General features: G+C 63.3%; 20 protein-coding genes. 10 read left to right on the top strand and 10 right to left on the bottom strand.

The genetic code is table 11. From position 1 onward, the window contains the following. Positions 1-19: 19 nt before the first annotated feature. From AC6JBC_RS14265 to AC6JBC_RS14240, 6 genes are all read left to right on the top strand, one after another. The gene (locus tag AC6JBC_RS14265; RefSeq protein ID WP_498026155.1) at positions 20-217 is read left to right on the top strand and encodes a hypothetical protein; all 198 of its coding nucleotides are present in this window, start codon (positions 20-22) and stop codon (positions 215-217) included. Beyond that, complete coding sequence (locus tag AC6JBC_RS14260; RefSeq protein WP_498026154.1) at positions 214-1,974, top strand: TadG family pilus assembly protein; 1,761 nt, start codon at positions 214-216, stop codon at positions 1,972-1,974. Before AC6JBC_RS14265 ends, AC6JBC_RS14260 begins: the two co-directional genes overlap by 4 nt. 63 nt (positions 1,975-2,037) lie before the next feature. Continuing rightward, positions 2,038-2,223 (top strand): Flp family type IVb pilin, encoded by a 186-nt coding sequence (locus AC6JBC_RS14255; protein WP_464789303.1) that lies wholly within the window; start codon positions 2,038-2,040, stop codon positions 2,221-2,223. Positions 2,224-2,230: 7 nt separating this feature from the next. Continuing rightward, a complete protein-coding gene (locus tag AC6JBC_RS14250; RefSeq protein ID WP_498026153.1) occupies positions 2,231-2,680 on the top strand; it encodes a TadE family protein in 450 nt (149 codons plus the stop codon). Between the two features lie 229 nt (positions 2,681-2,909). Next, positions 2,910-3,872 (top strand): aldo/keto reductase, encoded by a 963-nt coding sequence (locus tag AC6JBC_RS14245; RefSeq protein ID WP_498026151.1) that lies wholly within the window; start codon positions 2,910-2,912, stop codon positions 3,870-3,872. Between the two features lie 210 nt (positions 3,873-4,082). Then, positions 4,083-6,233, top strand: a complete 2,151-nt coding sequence (locus AC6JBC_RS14240) for an oxidoreductase (protein WP_498026150.1) — start codon at positions 4,083-4,085, stop codon at positions 6,231-6,233. 181 nt (positions 6,234-6,414) lie between these two features. Here the strand turns inward: AC6JBC_RS14240 and AC6JBC_RS14235 are convergent, their stop codons facing one another. The 7 genes from AC6JBC_RS14235 to AC6JBC_RS14205 all read right to left on the bottom strand — a co-directional run bounded on the left by AC6JBC_RS14235 (position 6,415) and on the right by AC6JBC_RS14205 (position 13,644). Further along, on the bottom strand, positions 6,415-7,911 hold the full coding sequence (locus tag AC6JBC_RS14235) for a flavin-containing monooxygenase (RefSeq protein ID WP_498026149.1): 1,497 nt from the start codon (positions 7,909-7,911) through the stop codon (positions 6,415-6,417). A 99-nt stretch (positions 7,912-8,010) separates the two neighbouring features. Further along, the gene (locus tag AC6JBC_RS14230; protein WP_498026507.1) at positions 8,011-9,462 is read right to left on the bottom strand and encodes an FAD-dependent oxidoreductase; all 1,452 of its coding nucleotides are present in this window, start codon (positions 9,460-9,462) and stop codon (positions 8,011-8,013) included. 43 nt (positions 9,463-9,505) lie between these two features. Then, positions 9,506-10,261, bottom strand: a complete 756-nt coding sequence (locus AC6JBC_RS14225; protein ID WP_498026148.1) for an SDR family NAD(P)-dependent oxidoreductase — start codon at positions 10,259-10,261, stop codon at positions 9,506-9,508. A gap of 22 nt (positions 10,262-10,283) precedes the next feature. After that, positions 10,284-11,099 carry an SDR family NAD(P)-dependent oxidoreductase gene (locus AC6JBC_RS14220; protein ID WP_498026147.1) on the bottom strand — a complete coding sequence of 272 codons (816 nt, stop codon included), beginning with the start codon at positions 11,097-11,099 and terminating at the stop codon, positions 10,284-10,286. Positions 11,100-11,104: 5 nt separating this feature from the next. Next, positions 11,105-11,896 (bottom strand): SDR family NAD(P)-dependent oxidoreductase, encoded by a 792-nt coding sequence (locus tag AC6JBC_RS14215; RefSeq protein ID WP_498026146.1) that lies wholly within the window; start codon positions 11,894-11,896, stop codon positions 11,105-11,107. A 38-nt stretch (positions 11,897-11,934) separates the two neighbouring features. Then, positions 11,935-13,008, bottom strand: coding sequence for an alkene reductase (locus AC6JBC_RS14210; RefSeq protein WP_498026145.1), 1,074 nt, complete (start codon positions 13,006-13,008; stop codon positions 11,935-11,937). Positions 13,009-13,014: 6 nt separating this feature from the next. Further along, positions 13,015-13,644 carry a nuclear transport factor 2 family protein gene (locus AC6JBC_RS14205; protein WP_498026144.1) on the bottom strand — a complete coding sequence of 210 codons (630 nt, stop codon included), beginning with the start codon at positions 13,642-13,644 and terminating at the stop codon, positions 13,015-13,017. A gap of 78 nt (positions 13,645-13,722) precedes the next feature. On the opposite strand from AC6JBC_RS14205, the gene AC6JBC_RS14200 reads away from it, so the two are divergent. Next, positions 13,723-14,823 carry a helix-turn-helix transcriptional regulator gene (locus AC6JBC_RS14200; RefSeq protein WP_498026143.1) on the top strand — a complete coding sequence of 367 codons (1,101 nt, stop codon included), beginning with the start codon at positions 13,723-13,725 and terminating at the stop codon, positions 14,821-14,823. On the opposite strand, the gene AC6JBC_RS14195 is transcribed toward AC6JBC_RS14200, so the two are convergent. Continuing rightward, on the bottom strand, positions 14,810-15,679 hold the full coding sequence (locus AC6JBC_RS14195; RefSeq protein ID WP_498026142.1) for an LLM class flavin-dependent oxidoreductase: 870 nt from the start codon (positions 15,677-15,679) through the stop codon (positions 14,810-14,812). The two genes, AC6JBC_RS14200 and AC6JBC_RS14195, sit on opposite strands and share 14 nt — an antisense overlap. A gap of 275 nt (positions 15,680-15,954) precedes the next feature. Between AC6JBC_RS14195 and AC6JBC_RS14190 the strand changes: the two genes are divergently transcribed. Together AC6JBC_RS14190 and AC6JBC_RS14185 are read left to right on the top strand one after the other, a co-directional pair. Beyond that, the gene (locus tag AC6JBC_RS14190) at positions 15,955-16,743 is read left to right on the top strand and encodes an SDR family oxidoreductase (RefSeq protein ID WP_498026141.1); all 789 of its coding nucleotides are present in this window, start codon (positions 15,955-15,957) and stop codon (positions 16,741-16,743) included. A 19-nt stretch (positions 16,744-16,762) separates the two neighbouring features. Beyond that, positions 16,763-17,575, top strand: a complete 813-nt coding sequence (locus tag AC6JBC_RS14185) for an EthD family reductase (RefSeq protein WP_498026140.1) — start codon at positions 16,763-16,765, stop codon at positions 17,573-17,575. 168 nt (positions 17,576-17,743) lie between these two features. Here AC6JBC_RS14185 and AC6JBC_RS14180 read toward each other — a convergent pair whose 3' ends face one another. Further along, the gene (locus AC6JBC_RS14180; protein ID WP_449468780.1) at positions 17,744-18,301 is read right to left on the bottom strand and encodes a carboxymuconolactone decarboxylase family protein; all 558 of its coding nucleotides are present in this window, start codon (positions 18,299-18,301) and stop codon (positions 17,744-17,746) included. Between the two features lie 45 nt (positions 18,302-18,346). Beyond that, complete coding sequence (locus AC6JBC_RS14175; protein ID WP_498026139.1) at positions 18,347-19,129, bottom strand: glucose 1-dehydrogenase; 783 nt, start codon at positions 19,127-19,129, stop codon at positions 18,347-18,349. Positions 19,130-19,296: 167 nt separating this feature from the next. On the opposite strand from AC6JBC_RS14175, the gene AC6JBC_RS14170 reads away from it, so the two are divergent. Further along, the gene (locus AC6JBC_RS14170; RefSeq protein WP_498026138.1) at positions 19,297-20,085 is read left to right on the top strand and encodes an SDR family oxidoreductase; all 789 of its coding nucleotides are present in this window, start codon (positions 19,297-19,299) and stop codon (positions 20,083-20,085) included. Positions 20,086-20,270: the final 185 nt, after the last annotated feature.

The raw sequence follows: 20,270 nt of genomic DNA, 5'->3' as shown, positions 1-20,270 counted from the left end.
GCTCTGCCTTTGCCTTCTATTGGCTTCCGCCCCCACGCTCCCCCAGCCCGACCAGGCACGCCGCGTCATCGAATGGCAGCTACGCTCGCCGCCCCGCGCGCAGGAAAGCACCGGCCTAAGCGCGGAAGAAGCAGAGGTGATCCGCAACCGCTACCTGCAATCCATCGGCCAGCGCCTGCCCCGCTCCGCCGATCAGGACGCCCCCGCCTTTCCATGATGCTGCTCCGCCGCCTGCATGCCCTGTGGCACGACCGGCGTGCAGCCGTGGTGCCGATGGTCGCGGCATTCGGCGCCGTGCTGGTCGGGGCGATGGGCTTCGCCCTCGACGCGGGCCTCTATTATGCCGGGAGCCGCGACCTGCGCGCGGCAACCGAAAGCGCCGCGCTCGCCGCCGCCATGTATCCCGCGCAGGCAGAGGCGCGCGCGCGCGACAGCCTCAGCCGCAACGGCTATGATCCCGCTATCCTGCGTTCGGTGGAGCTTGGCCGCTATTGCGCCGACGCGGCCCTTTCCGCGTCCCAGCGGTTCGACGCCAGCTTCACCCGCTGCCCCGGCAATGGACAGCCCGACGCCGTGCGCATCCGCACCGGCAAGCCGAGCCGTCAATTCTTCACCCTCGTCCTGGGGGGCGCCAATCCCATACCCGACCTGTCCGCCACCGCCACCGCCGCGCGCATCGACGAAGCAGGCGTCGGCGTCAGCTCCGGCATCCTCACCGTCACCAACTCGCTGGTGAACAGCGTCAACGACCTCCTCGGCGGGCTCCTTGGTATCCAACTGCAATTGGGAATCAGCGACGTCCAGACGCTGATGGGCGGCTATGTCGATGCAGGCCGCTTCTTCGACGCTCTTGCGCAGCGCATCGGCGAAACGGGCACTTATGGCACCCTGACCGCCCGCAGCGTGGGATTGCGTGACCTGATGCTGGCGGCGGCAAGCGCGGCCGACCAACCAGCCACCGCCGCCACCCTGACCCTCGTCGCAGGCCGGGTGAGCAATAGCTACTCCGTGCCATTGCAGGGCCTCTTCGGGCTTGGCGTATGGAAGAACATGCCGGTCGGCGAAGCGGACGAGCAACCCGGCCTGCGCGCCGGACTCAACGCCTATCAGCTTTTCGCCTTCGCCGTCCAGGCGGGCAATGGCAGCATCGACCTGTCCGACGCCATCAGCCGCGTCGCATCGGGCAGCACGATCCGCCTCGCCGCCGTCGCCACCGGCCCCATCGACAGGCCGCGCTTCTCCTTCGGACCAGCGGGCGAGACCAGCGCCAGCACATCAGCGCTGCGGTTGCAGCTGAACCTTGGGCTCAACCTCAACATTCTGGGGATCGGCGTCGAATCCGTCCCGCTGCTTATCGACGTCGCCGCAGCCCGTGCCGAAGTCAGCGCCATAGATTGCGCCAACACGGCGGAGCAGGCGCGCGACAGCCGGGTCAGCATTCTCGCCAGCTCCGGCCTCGTCAACGCCTATATCGGTCAGGCGCCCGCCAACGCCATGAGCCGCCCGATGCCGCCGCTTTCCGCCAGCGACATAGCCCCCGCCCGCATCCTGAACGTCCTCAACCTCATCACCGCCGACGCCCGCGCGGTCGCGCAGCCGGTGATGGGCAACAGCGGAACGCTGGTCTTCGGGCCGGGCGGTCAGGGGACGATTGGACGCCCCGGCGCGCCCGGAACACCCGCCACCATCGGCAACGGGTCGCAAACGGGGCCGCTGCTGACATCCCTCACCAATAGCCTCAGCGGCCCGAGCGGCCTTCAGGTGAAGGCGCTCAACCTCTGCATCTGGCCAGTCTGCGATGCAGGCGCCACGCGGTCCCAACTGCTCGGCGCGATCACCACGCCGCTGGCGACGCTCATCGGCAACACCGCCGATCCACTGCTCGACAATCTGCTCGCCGCCCTCGGCATCCAGCTTGGCCATGCGACCATCTGGGTCACGGGCGCGCGCTGCGGCGTGCCGGTGCTGATTTAAGGAGACCGGCGGCGCGATCCCCCTCCACGCGCCGCCGATCATGACCGGAGGGATATGAGGAGAATGACGATGATCATCGATGTGGCACGAAAGTTCATGAAGCGGCTGGCGCGCGATCAGAAGGGCCTGACCGCCGTGGAATATGCGGTGCTGGGCGGCGTGATCGTGGCCGCGATCACGGCGCTTCAGACCGACTTCACCAATGGCCTGAAGGGCGCCTTCACCGCCCTGTTCAACAGCGTCAGCTAAACCACCGATGACAGTCCGCCGCAGGAGGAGCCGCGCCCCCGCGTCCCGGCTCCTCCACTGTCAGAAAGGCATCGCGGCGCTGGAATTCGCGCTCGTCACTCCAGCGCTGCTGATGCTCATCTTCGCGATCATCATCTATTCTTTCTGGTTCTCGGCGCTGCTCGGCGTCCGCCATGCCGCTGCGGAAGGGGCGCGCGCTGCGATGGCGGGCCTTTCCTCCAACGAACGCGCTACCCTCGCCCGTACCCGCGCACAGGCTGTGATCAACGGCTATGGCACGCTGCTCTCTTCCGGAGGGACAGCCGACATTCAGGCCGCGCCAGACGGCATCGGGCAGTTCAAGGTCCAGGTTCGCTACGACATGAGCGGGTCGCCGCTGATGCGCTACTCCACCTTCATCCCGCTCCCCTCGACCACGCTCGGCGCAACCGTGATCGTCACCAACGGCAGCTACTGACCGGCCCGGCTTGCCGCCCTGCCGCACCGTCTACGAATATCAACAATCCCCTTTCCTTTTCGCCAACGGCTGCGTAACTGTCCGCTCTCGCCAAGACGCGCGCGCAATATTGATTGTCCGCGCGTCGCGGGATGCCCGGAACGGCGCCAAGCGCCAGTTCGGATGTCCGCGGGGTAGTTTAGGGCACGCTTTTGCACCCGCAAAAGACGCCGCCATGCAGGAGTTAGCCATGCTTTCAAAGGTCACGCTCGCCAATACCGACCTCTCGGTCAGCCGTCTGTGCTACGGCACCAACATGCTCGGCTGGTCGATCGACCAGGACCGCAGCAACGCGATCCTCGACAAGTTCCTGGAGCTGGGCGGCAATTTCGTCGATACCGCTCGCTCCTATGGCGACTGGATGCCCGACGCGCCCAAGGGCGCCAGCGAACGCGCCATCGGCGCCTGGCTGAAGGGCAAGAAGCGCGAAGACGTCATCGTCGCGACCAAGGGCGGTCATTTCGATATGCGCGCGGGCGACTATCGCAACCGCGTCAACCCGACCGACATCGGCAGCGACCTCAATGAGAGCCTTGAGCATCTGGGCGTCGACACGATCGACCTCTACTGGGTCCACATGGACAATCCGGAAACCCCGGTTGCAGAACTGATCGACTTCCTGAACGATGCCAAGAATGCGGGCAAGATCCGCTATTTCGGCGCGTCCAACTGGTCGGACGCCCGCGTGCTGGAAGCCAATGAATACGCCAAGGCGAACGGCAAGGCCGGCTTCATCGCCGTCGAACCCTTCTGGGGCCTCGCCAAGCCGAATGAAGAGGCTGCCACCGCTCAGGGCTACCAGATGTATTTCGAAGATCATGGCGGCAAGCTCAAGGATGCTGGCCTCGCCATCATCCCCTATTGCTCGCAGAGCCGCGGCTACTTTGCCTTCGCCGAAAAGGGCGAAGTTCCCGAACATCTTCAGGGCTTCTACGACAACCCGGTGAACAAGGACCGCCTGGCCGCCGCCAAGGACGTCGCCGCCAAGCATGGCGTCAGCGTTTCGGACGTAGTGCTCGCCTATCTCCTGAACCAGCCGCAGCAGGTGATCCCCATCTTCGGCGCGTCCAGCCCGGCCCGTATCGAGGAAGCCGTCAAGGCCGCCTCGGTCACCCTGTCGGCTGACGAAGTGGCGGCGCTGAAGATCGGCTGATCTTCCTAAGCGCAAAAAGAATGAAAGGGGGCGATCGGGTGATCGCCCCCTTTTTTATTGTTCATCCTGATCAAATTTGCGCGAAGCGATCAATCTGGAAAGAATTTTACAAATTATTACGCGATCAACGTTATTTTTTCCTGACTAACCGCGAATGAGGAGGTAAAAGGCGAGAAGACCATACGCATGTGGCAAATGTAGGAGATGATGATGACCGCTGCCCCTGCCCTTTCACAATCACGGTCGGGCGCGGCGCCTGCATCTCTCACCACGCCGGGCCAGATCGGCGCGCTGACCCTCCCCAACCGAATCATCGTTACCGCCATGGGCGTCAGCCTGGCCGAAGCAGACGGCACGGTCAGCCAGCGCTTGATCGATTATCATGTCGCGCAGGCAAAGGGCGGCGCGGGCCTGATCATCATGGGCGTCACCGGCGTCGCTTGGCCAGTGGGCGCGGTTCAGCCCAACCAGACCGCGATCTCGGACGACCGCTTCCTACCGGGACTCACGAAACTCACCGAGGCCGTCCACGCGGCTGGCGGACGGATCGCGGCACAGCTCCACCATGGCGGCCTCGTCGCCGGGCATAGCGCGCAGGACGGCCATCCCCTTTGGGCTCCGGCCTATCCGCCCCCCTTTGCAGGCGACTTCCCCGACTTTTTCCTACCCGAAGAAATGGCGGCTTTCGCTGGCGGCGTTGAACCGCAGGTAAAGGTTCTGGAGAAGGCCGACATCGAAGCCGCCGTCCGCCAGTTCGCCGACGCCGCGCTCCGCGCCAAGCGCGCCGGAATGGACGGTCTGGAAATCCATGGCGGCCATGGCTACCTGCTCTCCTCCTTCGTCTCCCCCTCCACCAACACGCGGCAGGATGAATATGGCGGCGACGTGCCGGGCCGTGCGCGCCTGTTGCTGGAGGTTGTACGCGCCGTTCGCGCGGCGGTCGGTCCCGACTTCCCGATGTGGGTCAAGATGGACTCGCGCGAACTGGGCAAGAAGAACGGCATCACCATCGACCATGCCCTCGAACTTGCGCCGCTGGTCGAAGCAGCGGGCGCCGACGCGCTCACCATCACCGCCTATCATGATGTTGGCCAGGGCAAGCTCCACTCCGGCTCCAACATCCCGCACGAACCCGCCTTCAATCTGGAAGCCGCCGCCGCCATCCGGAAGGTCGTTTCCATCCCGGTGATCGCATCGGGCCGGGTGGAAATCGACCGGGGCGAAAAGGGATTGGCTCAGGGCGAATTCGACTTCCTCGCCATGGGACGCAAACTGCTTGCGGACCCCGATCTGCCCCGCAAGCTGACCGAAGGCCGGGTGGCCGACATCCGCCCCTGCATCTACTGCTATACCTGCGTCAGCACCGCCTATCTGCGCGAACAGGTGCGCTGCGCCGTCCGATCGGAAACGGGCTATGAGGACCTCGATTGGTCCCCGGCCAAGGTTCCGGGCCATGTCGTGATCGTCGGCGGTGGCCCCGGCGGCATGGAGGCCGCGCGCAGGCTGGACCTTGCGGGCGCCAGGGTCACGCTCATTGAAAAGTCCGATCGTCTGGGCGGCACGCTGCGCTTCGCAGGTCTCGCCTATGAACCCAATGAGCGGCTGCTCAACTGGCTGCGCGACCAGATCGGCCAGTCGAAGGTCGATGTGCGCCTGAAGACGGTGGCGACCCCGGACCTCATCGCCAGCCTGATGCCCGACAAGGTCATCGTTGCGACCGGCGCTGTGCGCGACATGCCGCCGATCCCCGGCAATGATCAGGACTTCGTTCTGTCGGGCGACGACCTGCGCGGCATGATGCTGGGCGAGGACTCCGCCGAAATCCGCCGCAAGACCAGCTGGACGACCCGCGTCGCGACAAAGCTCGGCGCGGCCACCGGCGCGACCGCCAATCTCGATCTGGTGCGCAAGGCGACCCACGCCTGGATGCCGCTCGGCAAGCGCGTCGTCATCATCGGCGGCGAACTGGTCGGCGTCGAACTCGCCGAATTCCTGATGGAACGTGGCCGTGAGGTAACGGTCATCGGCGAAGCCCCCCGGTTCGGCGGCGGCCTGCTGCTGGTGCGCCGCATGCGCCTGCTAGCCGAGCTGCGCGAACATGGCGTGGCCATGTTCCCCGGCGCGAGCGGCATCGCGATCGGCAAGAACAGCGTCAGCTTCACCAATGCAGACGGCGAGCAGAAGAGCGTCGCTGCCGATCATGTCGTGGTGGCCATGGGCGCCCACGGCGACTCCACCCTCGCCAACGCGCTTCGCGCACAGGGCCATGATGTGGTGGAGGTCGGCGACGGCACCGGCGTCACCTACATCGAAGGCGCGATCCGTGGCGCGGCTGAAGCCGTAGCCGCCATGGGACGCTGATCGGACGTTCAACGTCAAAGAAAAGGGGAGCGCCGCAACGCTCCCCTTTTTGTATCTAGGCGGCCCTTATCTTGACCACCTCTCCCCGTTCGCCCTGAGCCTGTCGAAGGGCTTTACTTCCTTTTAGCAGTGAAGGGCTTCGACAAGCTCAGCCCGAACGGATTTGAGGGATTAAAAACCCTCACCGCCCGACCAATTCAGCCCCAGCCTCAACCCGATAATCCGCCAACACCGGCGCCGCCATGGCATCGGCAAACGCCTCATAGCTCCAGGGCCAGCTAGCCGGGACGCCCGTCGCATCCAGATACCAACTGCTGCAACCCGATCCGAAGATCGTCGTCCGGGCAGCCGCGATGCGCCTTTCCTCATAATCCGCATGAGCGTCAGCACTCGGTTCAACCGCCCGCGCCTCTCCGGATCGCAGGAGGTCCAGCAACTGATCGACATACGCCCATTGCTTCTCCGCAATATCGATCAGGGAGAAGTTTCCGACTGGTCCAGTCGGCCCATTCAGCATGAAGAAGTTCGGAAAGCCCGGGATCGTCACCGCATAATAGGCCGTCGGACGAACGGACCACACATCATCCAGCGAAACGCCGCCCCGGCCCAGCACCGTTGTCGGGCGGATGAAGCGATCTGCATGAAAGCCGGTCGCCAGCACCAGCGTATCCAGTTCGTGCAGCCGCCCGTCCTCCATCCGTACGCCCTTCGCTTCCACACGGGCAATGCGGTCACGCTCCACCTCGACATTGGGATGCTGGACGGCATCATAATAGGACCAGCTGTAGATCAGCCGCTTGCACGCCGCGCGGTAATTGGGGCGCAACTTTTCCTTGAGCTCCGGATCGCGAATGCTGTTCTCCAGATTGTCGAGGCAGATTTGCTCGATCGCCGCGATCTCCGGACCATGCGTATCCGTGATGGCGTGAGTGAAGCGGAAGATGCTGTCCCAATATTCCTTATTGTTGCGAATGTCGTCGATCAACGCTGGATCGCGGCGGAACGCCTCTTTTTCCTCTTCGCTATACTGGAAATAGGGAACCGGCATGATCCACTGCGGCGACCGCTGGAAATGCACCAGTTTCGACGCACGTGTATTGAGTGCCGTGATGATCTGCACACCCGTGGACCCATTGCCGATCACGCCGACCCGCGCGCCATCGACCGGGGCATCATCCTGCCAGCGGGCACTGTGGAAAGCCCGCCCTTCAAAGCTGTCCAGCCCTTCAATGTCGGGCAGCTTGGGATGGTGCAGAACGCCCGAAGCCGCTATGACGACCTCCGCCTCGACCTCTTCACCGGTGATCAGCCCCAGACGCCAGACGCCAACGCCCTCGTCCCAGACAGTGGACACGACTTCGCTGTCGAAGCGGACATGCGGCATGATGCCGTATTTCTCCGCCGTCTTCTCGAAATAGGTCTGGATCTCGCCGCCCTTGGCATAATAGGCATCCCATTCCGCATAGGGCTCGAAACTGTATGTATAGGCGTGCGCTGGCACGTCGCAGGTCAGGCCCGGATAGCGGTTTTCCCGCCAGGTGCCGCCCAGCCTTCCGGCCTTTTCATAAACGGTGAAATCCTCGCCCGCCTGGCGCAGGCGGATGGCGGCAAGGATGCCCGCCATGCCCGCTCCAATAACGGCGAAGCGCAGACCTTTACGGCCCTGATCGATGGACAAGTCACTCTCCTGTCGGTTGTGTTCCTGACCATCCTGATGATGCGACGGGCCACGCCGCACATCATGCAAATGGATCAGGTCTTGACCGACAGGTGAAAATCAGCCCCGCGCAGCCTTCCGCCCGGCCTGCCGTCCGAAGAAAGTGCAGTCGGCAAGGCTGAGGCCGGAACTATAACCATGCCCCCATGCCGGAAGCCCCGAAGTACAACGCCCCGCCGCGAACAGGCCCGCGACCGGCACGCCAGCCCGGTCCAGCACCTCGCCATCGGTCGATGTCCTTAAGCCCCCCAGCGTGAAGAAGCTGAAATAGCTGGTCGCAAAATTCAGCTCCAGCGCCACGAACGGTCCCTGATCCAGCGGCGTCAAGATCGGCGCGCGCTTGTGGAACAGCGGATCACGCCCCTCCCGCGCATGTTCATTATAGAAGGCCATGGTGGCCGACAGCGTGCCCGGCGCCATTTCCAGTTCGGCTTCCACCTCTTCCCAGCTGTCGCCGGTGCCTGCGATCGTTATGCCTGCCATGGGGAGCGGCTCTTCGAAATGGGCGATGTCGAGCAGCAGATAGACGCGGTCCCCCAGCTGGTCGATCGCCGCGCGACTGACCCGGCCGTGATAGCAATCCTCATTGATGAAGCGTTGCCCCGCCTGATTGACGAACACACCATAGGCCTGCGGCTCCGGCATGGTCCAGGGACAGGTTGTGAAGAACTGCTCCATATGAACGGCATCGCCACCCGCGCTGACGCCCAGTTCGATGCCCACGCCGTCATCCTGATCGCCGATCGGGCTGCTGATCTTGAACGTCTCGGGACAATAGCGGCGGCGCATATCCTCGTTGAAGGCAAAGCCGCCCGTGCACAGGATAACGCCCTTCGCCGCCCGGACGAAGCGATTGACGTTGTCGATGCGTACGATGACGCCGACCACCCGCCGATCGTCATCCTGCACCAGCGCCACCGCCCGCGCGTCCGTCGTCACCTCAACGCCCAGCGCCTTTGCCCGAGCTTCCAGCAGGTCGATGAGCGGCCGACCACCGCCCCAACCCATATGGGCGATCACATGCCCACGCGGGGCAGGCTTTGCCTTCTCGCAAAAGGGCCACGCCGCCTCGCTGCCCGACCAGATCAGCGTGGAATCGTCGGTCGGCTCGATATGCTTTCCGGGCAGGAAGTTGCCGCGATAGGGGATGCCCTGCTCCTTCAGCCAGGCATAGTGGTTGAGCGATTCCTGCGCATAAAGGTCGCACTTCGCCTCATCCGCGCACGGCCCGCCCGCCGCCTTCAGATAGGCGGCCAGATCCTCCGTGCTGTCTTCGAACCCCGCCGCGCGCTGGGCATCCGTCCCGCCGCCACCGCCGATATAAATCTCACCGCCCGACAGTGCCGACGCGCCGCCACTGCCCGAACCACGTTCGAACAGCATGACCCGCGCACCGCCCGTCGCTGCTTCGATCGCCGCGCACGCACCCGTCGCGCCAAAGCCGATCACCGCGACGTCGGTCTCGAAATCCCACTGCTCAACCTTGCTGGCGGGATAGGGGCGATGAAGCATAATGTCGGTCACGAAAGAACTTTCCTCTCCTAGATGATAGGGATCAGAAAGCCTTTGTCTGCCCCCCATCCACCATCAGTGTTTGGCCGGTGATATAACCTGCCGCGTCGCTTGCCAAGAATACGGCGGCCGCTCCAATGTCTTTTTCGCAATCGCCAATACGCTTCAGGGAAACCTTGTTGATCTGCGTATCATAGTCGGCGGGCGCCCATTCCTTCCACGCCATCACCCCCGGAGAATTGGCGAACGGGCAGACGATGTTCACCCGCACCGCTTCCGCGCCCCATTCGCTCGCCGCGATCTTGGAAATGGCGCGGATCGCTTCCTTCGCCGCGCAGTAAGACCCCTGCGTCGGAATAGCATCGAACGCCGCGCCGGTCGCGAAGTTGATGACGGAGCCCTTGGCTTTAACCAGATGCGGATAGGCCTCGCGCATCAACACGAAAGTCGGCCAGAACCCGGTGTCGAAAGCAAGTTCCATGGCCTCGTCGGTCGTTTCGGCAATCGGCAACTGGCGCGAAGCCTGCGCCGCGTTCACCAGCACATCCAAACCGCCGAAATGCCCGACCGCCGCCTCGACGATCTTCGGCAACTCGGCTCGCCGCGCCAGGTCAACCGCCAGGAAATGCGCCTCTCCGCCCAGCGCGCGCAGCTCCGCCTCGGTCGCGCGGCCAAGCTCCTCCTCCCGGTCAACGATCAGGACACGCGCCCCCGCCTTGACGAAAGCGGTCGCCACACCTTTGGCCACCCCGCGCGCGCCACCGGTTACGATCGCTGCCTTGCCTTCCAGTGCCTTCATGTCCTGCTCCAATCCGTTCTATTTATGTGAAGTAAGCCCCGCCATTCACCGTCACGATGCTGCCGGTGGCAAAGCTGCCGTCATCGCCTGCCAGAAACGCCACGGCGCCTGCGATCTCGTCCGGATGGGCCAGACGCTTCATCAGGCTGTCCGCCGCGATCATGTCCTTCATCTCCGTAGGCAAAGTGGCATAGATGGGCGTTTCGGTAGCCCCCGGATTGACCGCATTGACCCGGATACCCCGATCCGCCAGCTCCCGCGCCATCGCCCGCGTCATGCCCAGCACCGCTGCCTTCGCCGCGCAATAGGGGATGGGTCCATCGCCCTTCACGCCAGACGTCGATCCGATGTTGACGATGCTGCCGCCAGTCCCCTGTTCCGCCATCAACCGAACCGCCGCCCGGCTGCATTTGAACGTACCGTCCAAAGTCACGGCAAGCACGCCCGACCAGCCCTCATCCCCGCAATGGATGGTCTGATCGACGAAGGTCGTAGGCTCCTCGCCACGCGCAATCTGCTCAGCCCGCTCCGCCTGTGCCGCATAATAGCGGTCCATGCCGTCGCCCGCCGCGCTACCCCGCCCGGCATTATTGACCAGCACATCGACGCCGCCCAGCGCCTGCTTCACTTGCGCAAAGGCTCTGTCCACCGACGCCGTGTCCGCCACGTTGCAGGCAATCCCCACATGCGGCGCGGGCAGCACCGCACCAGCCGCCGCCGCATCCAGATCAAGTATCGCGACCGTCGCCCCTTCGGCAGCGAGACGCCGCGCAATAGCCGCGCCAATCCCCTGCGCGCCGCCGGTCACGACAGCACGTTTTCCCTTCAGCCGTCCCATGGCGATCAATCCTCTACTTCAGGCCGCCAGGCCACGCCGTTCACCTGCGCGCCGCCGTCGGCAAAGAGGGTATTGCCGCTCATATAGCCGCCGCCCTCGCTCGCCAGGAAGACCGCGACCGGCCCGATATCCTTTTCCGCGTCGCCAAAGCGCCCGGCCGGAACCTGTTGCAGGATCGCCTGCGTCATCTCCGGATTGGCCGCGAAATAATCCTTTGCCTGCGGGCTCGTCGCCGAAGGGCAGATGGTGTTGCAGGTGATGCCGTGCGGCCCCCACTCCACCGCCGCCGTCCGGGTCAGCGCCCGCATCGCTTCCTTGCTGGCATTATAGGCGACGGTGAACATATGCGCGTTGACGCCGTTCAGCGATCCCAGGTTGATCACGCGGCCATAGCCTTGCGCCTTCATGATCGGGAAAGCCGCTTTCATGGCCCAGAACACGGCATAATAGTTGAGGGCGAAGGAACCCTCCATATCCTCGTCCGTGTGCTTTTCGATCCGCTTGGGGAAGCTGGCGCCCGCATTGTTGACCAATATGTCGAGCCGCCCGAACCGCTGGTGCGCGGCCTCCACCATGGCTTCCGCCTCGGCGCGCTGCGTCACATCGGTACGGATGAAAAAGGCGTCGACGCCATGCGTGTCGCGCAGATACTGCGCCTCTTCCTCGCCCTGATCAGCCTTGCGCTGAGCGATCGCGACATTCGCCCCGGCAGCGGCCAGCGCCCGCACGATGCCCTGACCAACACCCTGCCCACCCCCGGTGACGAGCGCCGTGCGCCCTTCCAGCAGCTTTGCCATATTAGCTCTCCTTATATTCTCGTGACCCTGCTGACCGCTCAGGCGTCCAGCAGCGCATAATCCAGATAGCCGACCCGATCGTCGCCATCGCCAGTGTAGAAGCTGGCCTTATTGGCCTTGTTGAGCGCAGCCCCCGTCTGGAAGCGTTCCACCAGATCGGGGTTGGCGATGTAGAGATAGCCGAACGACACTGCCTCGGCCTTCCCCTCCGCGACCACCGCCGAAGCTTTCTCCAGGTTCAGCCCGCCATTCTCGATCACCGCCCCGCTCCAGTTGGCACGGACCAACTCCAGCGCATCCTGCCCTTCCAGCGGAATGTGGATAAGATGGCAGTAGGCCAGGCCCATGCCGTCAACGGCCTTGAGCAGCGCCGCATAGGTTTCATGCGGGTTCGCATCATCCATGCCGTTGAACTTGACCCCCGGACAGATGCGGAAGCCGACCCGGCCCGCACCCACGGCACCGGCCAGCGCCTCCAGCAACTCGACCACGAAACGAATGCGGTTCTCCACCGACCCGCCATAACGATCCGTGCGCTGGTTGCTGTTCGAAGACAGAAACTGCATCGGCAGATACCCGCTGGCGCAATGCAGCTCGATCCCGTCCAGACCAGCGGCGATCGCGTTGCCCGCGGCGGTAAGATATTCCGCAATGACGCCGGGAATCTCGTCTGTTTCCAACGCGCGCGGCACGACCGTTTCCACCGGAACGCCATCAGGGCCGGGGATCTTGTCCGGGCACTGAATGGCTGAGGGCGAAATCGTCTCTGCGTCCGCATCCTTGTTCGCCTGCACGGCAGCGCGGCCGACATGCATCAGTTGCATGACGATCTTTCCGCCCCCGCCATGGACGGCGTCGGCGACCTTGCGCCATCCTTCGACCTGCGCCTCGCTATGGATGCCGGGCGTGCGCCAATATCCCTTGCCCGTCGGCGAAGGCTGCGTCCCCTCGGTCACGATCAGCCCGGCGCTTGCGCGCTGACGATAATATTCGACCATGATGTCGGTCGGCACGTCGCCCGGCCCCGCCCTGTCGCGGGTCATCGGCGCCATGACGATCCGGTTGGACAGCGCAATTTCACCCAATGTCACGGGCGAGAAAATATCCGTCATAGCAAATCAGCTCCGTACGCGCGGCTTGGGCAAGGGAGCGCCGCGCCGCATCGTTTCAATGAATTTTTCCAGCGGCGCAGGCGCCTCGACCGGCCCGTCATGCGGCTGACCCAGACGATCCCAATAGCTTTTCCAGCTCGGGAACAGGTCGTGGAAGCTGCCATGATAGGGCTGCACGCCCGGCCAGCGCATCTTGCGATCACCGATCGGCGGCTTGTTGAGGTCAGTCGCGTACCAATAAAGCGGCAGACGGCGGCGGAAATACCAGCGGCCGTCGATCCGCTCATATTTGTCGAAATACATCATCTGCATGATGACCCACTCTGCGCCGGTCTCATGCTCATTTTTCGAATAGACGACGCCCTGCGCATGGTCGGGGTCATCGAAATCGATGATGTGGCCGCCAATATGATGGGACGTGCCATCAAACTGCATCGAATGGGTTTCGTCGAACCAGTCGCGCAGGTCCTTGCGCCCCTGCTTGCCGACACCGACCTTCACATCTTCGGGGAACAGGTTCACCCAGGCGTCGGAGTCGCGCATGTCCAGCGCCAGCGAATATTTCGCGGCCAGCTGACGGATCGCATCCAGCGATTCCAACCGGTCTATGCGCGCAATCAGGCTCTCGTCCGCCACCCTCTCGATCCTTTCTATTTGAAGCCTTTGTTTCCCCTTTCTCCCCACCTCTGGAAATGCCAGAATAGCTCAAAGGTCATGACAAAAAAGCTCAACACCAAACATCTGTCGCGCCCGGTGGCAACGCGTGTCCCCGTCGCCATCGCCCGCGATCTGCTGCGGCTGGTGGCGGAAATCGGTGTCGATCCCGCCGATCTTCTGCGGCAGGCGAGCCTGTCCCACCTCATAGGGCCGCCGATCGGCGGAACCGCCGCGCAGCGCGGGCTTTCGCAGGATGATTTCACCCGCCTCTACGCCCATTGCACCTGGGCTCTCGATGCGCAGGCCGCGCGGCAGGAGGGCCGCGAGCCTCTGACCAAGGCGGGGGTGGACATGCTCTGCCACTGCATCATCACCTGCCGCACCTTGGCGGATGTGATCGATCGGACGGATCGCTTTTCCGAGCTTATCGGCCCGCGCGCCGGGCGGCTGCGGCTGAAGGTCGACGACGGCGTCGCGCGGCTCGACATGGCGACCCCGCGCCAGATCAGGAACGCCAGCGCCTATGTGTCCGACCTTGCGGGCCTTTCCACCTATTACCGGCTGTTCGGCTGGCTGATCGGCGAGGATATTCCGCTGCTCGGCGCGGCCATGCGCTACCCGCCCCTGCTGGACGAGCAGACCATCTCCTACCTCATGCCCGTGCCCATGCAGCATGGCGCGCCCGAAAACAGCCTGCGCTTCCCCGCCAGCTATCTCGACCGCCCGGTGCTGCGCAGCCATCATGAGCTGGAGCATCTGCTCGAACGCTTCCCCTTCGACGTCGAACAGCCGCAATCGCTGGACGCCCCGCTGTCGGAGCGTATCCAGCACATGTTCAGCGCCATGCTGGGAAGTGGCGAGGCGCCCGCAACCGCGCACCAACTCGCCCGCCAGTTCAGCATCAGCGTCGCCACGCTCAAACGCCGCCTCGCCGATGAAGGCACATCGCTCGTGCAACTCAAGACCGAGGCGCGCCGCGCGCTCGCAACCCGGCTGCTCGACGACCCCCGCCTCACCATCACCGAAGTCGGCCGCCGTACTCAGTTCAGCGACACCGGCGCCTTCCGCCGCGCCTTCCAGCAATGGACCGGATCATCACCAAGCCGCTGGCGCGAACTGCGCCAAGGCGGCGGCGAGACGCCGATCAGTACCGGCTGATGATCTTCTCGGCAAAGCGGTTGAGATCGTCGATCTTTTCCTGCAACGGCTGGCTGTCCTCTTCCACCGCATAGAGATTGCGGAAAGAGGCGACGACATCGGTCACGCCCGCATCCTCCTGTCGACGGATCATATCCCGATCGACCTCCCCCATGGCCGAACCGAAGATGCGGAACGGGGCATCCTTGCGCCCCAGTTCCTCCCGATACGCCGCCAGCTTCTCCAGCATCGGCAGCATCATATCCATGCCACCCCCCGCGAACATCCAGCCATCGTTGCGCGCCGCGCGCTTCAGCGCCGGGTCGGAATGGCCGCCGATCAGGATCGGCACAGGCTTTGTCGGAACGGGATTGAGCTTCACCGGCGGCAGGTCGAAAAACTCGCCATGATATTCGAAATAGCCGCCATTGGTCAGGCCCCGGACGATATCGATGCACTCATCGAACCGCTTGCCTCGCCCTTCCCACGGCACGCCCATGACCGCATAATCTTCCGGCCATACGCTCAGACCCACGCCAAAGTTGAAGCGGTTGTCGAACAAGGCTTCGATCGACGCTACGATCTTCGCGACATAGAGCGGCGGCCGCACCGGCAGCTTGACGACATTGGTCGTGACCTCCAGCGTCTGCGTCGCGGCGAGCATCGCGGTCACATGGATGAACGACTCGAGGAACGGCTTGTTCTCCAGGAATTCGCGCCCGCCATCGTCGGTATAGCTATATTTGGTGCCGGAACTTTTCGGATAGATCAGGCTGTCGGGCACCGTAACACCCGCATAGCCCGCCGCTTCCGCCGCCTTGGCCAGCGGCGCATAATATTGGATCGCGGTCATCGATTCGCCCAGATGAAAGCGCATCGTCCTCTCCTTCCACATTATATATTCAGGCCCGGCGGGCCGTGCCGATCAGGCCCGATATGCTTTCGACCTTATCCCCTCAGTGGGAAATTCAGTCAACTCTGCCGCTGATCCGGTTCGTGCGCATTGGCGCCCGCCACTACGCATATGATGGTAAAATATCGCACAATGTTGCAAAAGGCGCATTGATCAAATGTTTTTTTCACCTATCTTGCGCGCCAAAGCCGCTGCCCGCATGACGGACAGACGGAACAAGGTTTAGGAAAGGAAAGAGGATGCTGCTCAAGGATAAGGTTGTGATCGTCAGCGGCGTTGGCCCCGGCATGGGTCAGGCGCTGGCCCGGCTAGCCGCAGCCGAGGGCGCAAGCGTCGTGCTCGCCGCCCGTAACCAGACCTTCCTTGATGAAGTATGCGGCGACATCCAGGCAAAGGGCGGCAAAGCCATCGCCGTCCCCTGCGACGTCAGCGATGAAGCTCAGTGCAAGACGCTGGCCGAACGCGCCGCCGCCGAATTTGGCGGCCGCGTCCACGGCCTCGTCAACAGCGCCTATTTCCACGGCGACTGGTGCTTTGTCGACAATGCCGACCTGGGCGACTTCGCCAAGGCATTCGACGTCAACTGCCTCGGCGCCCTGCGCCTGACGCGCGCCTGCGTCCCCTATCTGCGCGATGGCGGCGCGGTCGTGAACGTGTCCACCATGGCGACGGTCAATCCCTATGGCCACGAAGGCGGCATGGAAATGCCTTATGCCGTGGCTAAGGGCGCGCTCAACACGCTGGGCAAATATATGGCGTCCGACCTTGGCCGCCACGGCATCCGCGTCAACACCTGCCGCATGGGCTGGATCCATGGCGAGCCGGTCGAAAGCTTCATCGCCTCGCAGGTCGATGCCGGTTTCAAGCGTGATGATGTGATCGCGGGCGTCACCAAGAATATCCCGATCGGCATCATCCCGCCCGAAGATGACTGCGCCCGCGCCGTGTTGATGATGATCTCCGACTATTCGCGCGTCGTCAGCGGAGCGTCGCTGGACGTCAACGGCGGCCAGTGGATGGCGCCATAATCCTCAAGGAGGTGCGCCGATGTTCAAATGCATCGCACTGCTGAAACGCAGGCCGGATCTATCCCGCGAAGCATTCGTCGACTATTATGAAAGGCAGCACGCGCCCCTGATCCGGCGCCTGCTGCCAGGCATAGTCGATTATCGGCGCAATTATGTCGAACTGGAGGGCGCCTTCCTTTTCCCCGGCGCCGCGCCGATCGACTTCGACGTGATCACCGAAATCTGGCTCGCCGACCGCGAAGCCTATGACCGCTTCACCGCCGCCGCCGCGCAAGAGGACATCGCCAACCAGATCGCGCAGGATGAGGAAAACTTCCTCGACCGCACGGCCACGCGCATGCTGGTGGTAGACGAAAAAGGCACAGACATGTCCAACGCCATCACCCTCCAGGCATTGCTGGACGAGCGGGAAATCATACGCGGCCTGTCCCGCTTCGCCCGCATCCTCGACAATAAACAGTGGGACCGCCTGGGCGATGTGTTCGCCGATGATCTCAGCTTCGACTATGGCACCGGCGGCGACCAGTACGGCATGGCGGCGCTCACCACCAATATGCGCCGCTTCCTCGACCACTGCGGCGGCACGCAGCATCTCATCGGCAGCATCCTGGTCGATGTCGATGGCGACCGCGCAACGAGCCGATCCTATGTTCAGGCCCGGCATCAGCGGGTGGACGACCCCGCCGGACCCATATTCGATTCCAACGGCGAATATGTCGATCAATGGGAAAGGCGCGCCGAAGGCTGGCGCATCGTGCGCCGCGACGCGATCTGGGCCGCGCATACGGGCGACCCGATGATCCTGCACGCTGCACCGGGCAATCTGGGCTGATCGCGCCGCCCGGTCAGAACACAAACATCTTAGAACCCGGCGCCGCTTCTTGTCTCCGTTCGCCCTGAGCCTGTCGAAGGGCTTCACTTCTTTTAGAAAGAAAATGGCTTCGAGAAGCTCAGCCCGAACGGAGATAAGTGTTCGCAATAATCCACGGATTCTCTAAACTCACGCCACCTCTGCAAAGGGCAGGCACACGCTGTCGAACCCCAGCACATGGGCAACACGGCCCAATCCTACCCACGCCGCCACGCTATGCGCCAGGTCGACAATCTCCTCGTCGGAAAACAGCGCATGCGCCCGTTCCCAGAAATCCTCATCCTGCGCGATCGACTTCGGCTCCTGCGCAAATCGCTCGGCAAATTCAATCGCCGTCCGCTCGCGAGGACTGAAGACAGGCGAGGTCCGCCAATTCTCGACCGCCGCATAAAAGTCTTCATCCGGCGCTGATCCATTGTCGGCAACCGTATGACCGGGCCGCTGCCCCGATGCGGCAAACATCGATTGAACGTCCCGCGCCGCGCGAAATTGCTGGCAGATCACACAACCGTTGATCTGCGCCGTCCGTGACCGCGCACCTTCAAATTCCCGCAGCGACAACAGGCTGTGCTGATAGACCGCCTTGGAAAAGCCGCCCGCCGCACCCATGATCTCACGCGCATAATTGCGCGATGCATAGCCATAGGGGTCGGCGGCATCCTGCTCGGGTAAGTCGATACGGATCATGGCATCTCTCCTTATGTTGCTGTCTTGTCGTTCACCCGCCGCTATTCAATCCACGCCCGGCGCACCGGGAAATTGTGCATAATATTGCCCGGTCAGCATGCCGCCATCCACGGCAATCTCCGCGCCCGCCAGATAGGACGCCTCGTCGCTCGCCAGGAACAGGGTCGCGCGCGCCACTTCCTCCGGCGCGCCGACCCGTTGCAGCGGCACATTGCCGAACCGCTCGCTCACCTTTTCGCGCGTCGATCCGTCATGATTGGTCATCGCCGTATCCACGCCGCCCGGATGCACCGAATTGACACGAATGCCCCGATGCCCCAGCTCCAGCGCGGCGACACGGGTCAGCCCCCGCACGCCCCATTTGCTGGATGAATAGGCGGCAAGCCCGTTCGCGCCCTTCATCCCGTCGACGGAAGAGATGTTGACGATCGCGCCCTTGCCACGGGCGATCATCCCCGGCGCAACGGCCTTGATGCCCAGAAACTCGCCGGTCAGATTGACCTTCAACACCCGCTCATATTCGGCAAGGCTCGTGTCCAGCAGCGTGCGGAACAGCAATATGCCCGCATTGTTCACCAATATGTCGACCGGACCAAGATCGGCTTCGACCGCGCCGACCAGTTCGGCCCAGCCCTGCTCGCTCGTCACGTCATGATGATAGAAACGCGCTGCGTCGCCCAGTTCGGTCGCCAGTTGCGTGCCCACCTCGTCCAGCACATCGGTGATGGCGACCTTCGCGCCCTCCTCCGCAAAGAGGCGGCTGGTGGCGGCGCCCATGCCGCGAGCCCCCCCGGTGATGATCGCAACCTTACCCTGCAAACGGCCCATGGCGCCCTGCCTCTCCAACAAATTTTCCGCGCCGCGATACGCATTTTGGCGTTATTTCTTCGCAGGCATCTTGATACGCGTGGATAAACCGGCGCAAGAACAAGGGCAACCGGAATCGGGTCTTGGTCTCAAAAGGCACCAGAAATCCCGGAAAGGAGAGTGCTGCCATGCTGTTGAAGGACAAGGTGATCGTGATCAGCGGCGTCGGCCCCGGCATGGGTCAGGCGCTTGCGAAACTCGCCGCGCAGGAAGGCGCAAAGGTCGTCATGGGCGCCCGCAACATCGATTATCTCGAACAGGTGCGCGCCGAAATCGCGGATCAGGGCGGACAAGCCATCGCCGTCAAATGCGACGTCAGCGATGACGGGCAGTGCCGCGATCTCGCTGAAAAGGCGGCCACCGCATTTGGCGGCCGCATCCACGGCCTCATCAACAGCGCTTATTATCATGGCGAATGGACCTTCGTTGACAACGCAGACGCAGCCCAATGGGCCAAAATCTATGACGTCAACTGCCTCGGCGCACTGCGCCTGACGCGTGCTTGCGTGCCCCGTCTGAAAGGCGGCGGCGCGGTGGTCAATGTTTCGACCATCGGCACGCTCCGGCCCGCGGGCGGCGAACATGGCATGGAAATGGGCTATGCCGTGTCGAAAGGCGGCCTCAACGTCCTCACCAAATATATGGCCGCCGATCTCGGCCGGTTCGGAATACGGGTGAACAGCTGCCGCATGGGCTGGATCTACGGCGCGCCCGTACAAAGCTATATCGACTCCCTCGTGACGGAAGGAACCAGCGCGGAAGACGTCATCGCGGCGGTGACCAAGGACATTCCCCTCGGCATCATCCCGCCCCAGGACGATTGCGCCCGCGCGGTACTCATGATGCTTTCCGATTATGCGGCAGCCGTCACCGGCGCGGCGCTGGACGTCAACGGCGGCCATTGGATGGCGCCCTGATCAAGTTGGGTAAGGCTAGCTCTCGTCAATCCAAAATGGCGAAAGCCAATGGCTTATTGCAGCTTTCTCAGTTTGGCGCAAAGGCGCGAATTTCTCTCTGCGGCCTCTGCGTGAAATATCTCTATTTCCTGGTTCACGCGGAGACGCGGAGCCGCAGAGATAGCGCCTCCGCTAAAGCCTTTATA

It is taken from the genome of Sphingobium sp. RC1, from assembly GCF_059738765.1.
This window is presented reverse-complemented; position numbering and strand designations above follow the sequence as displayed.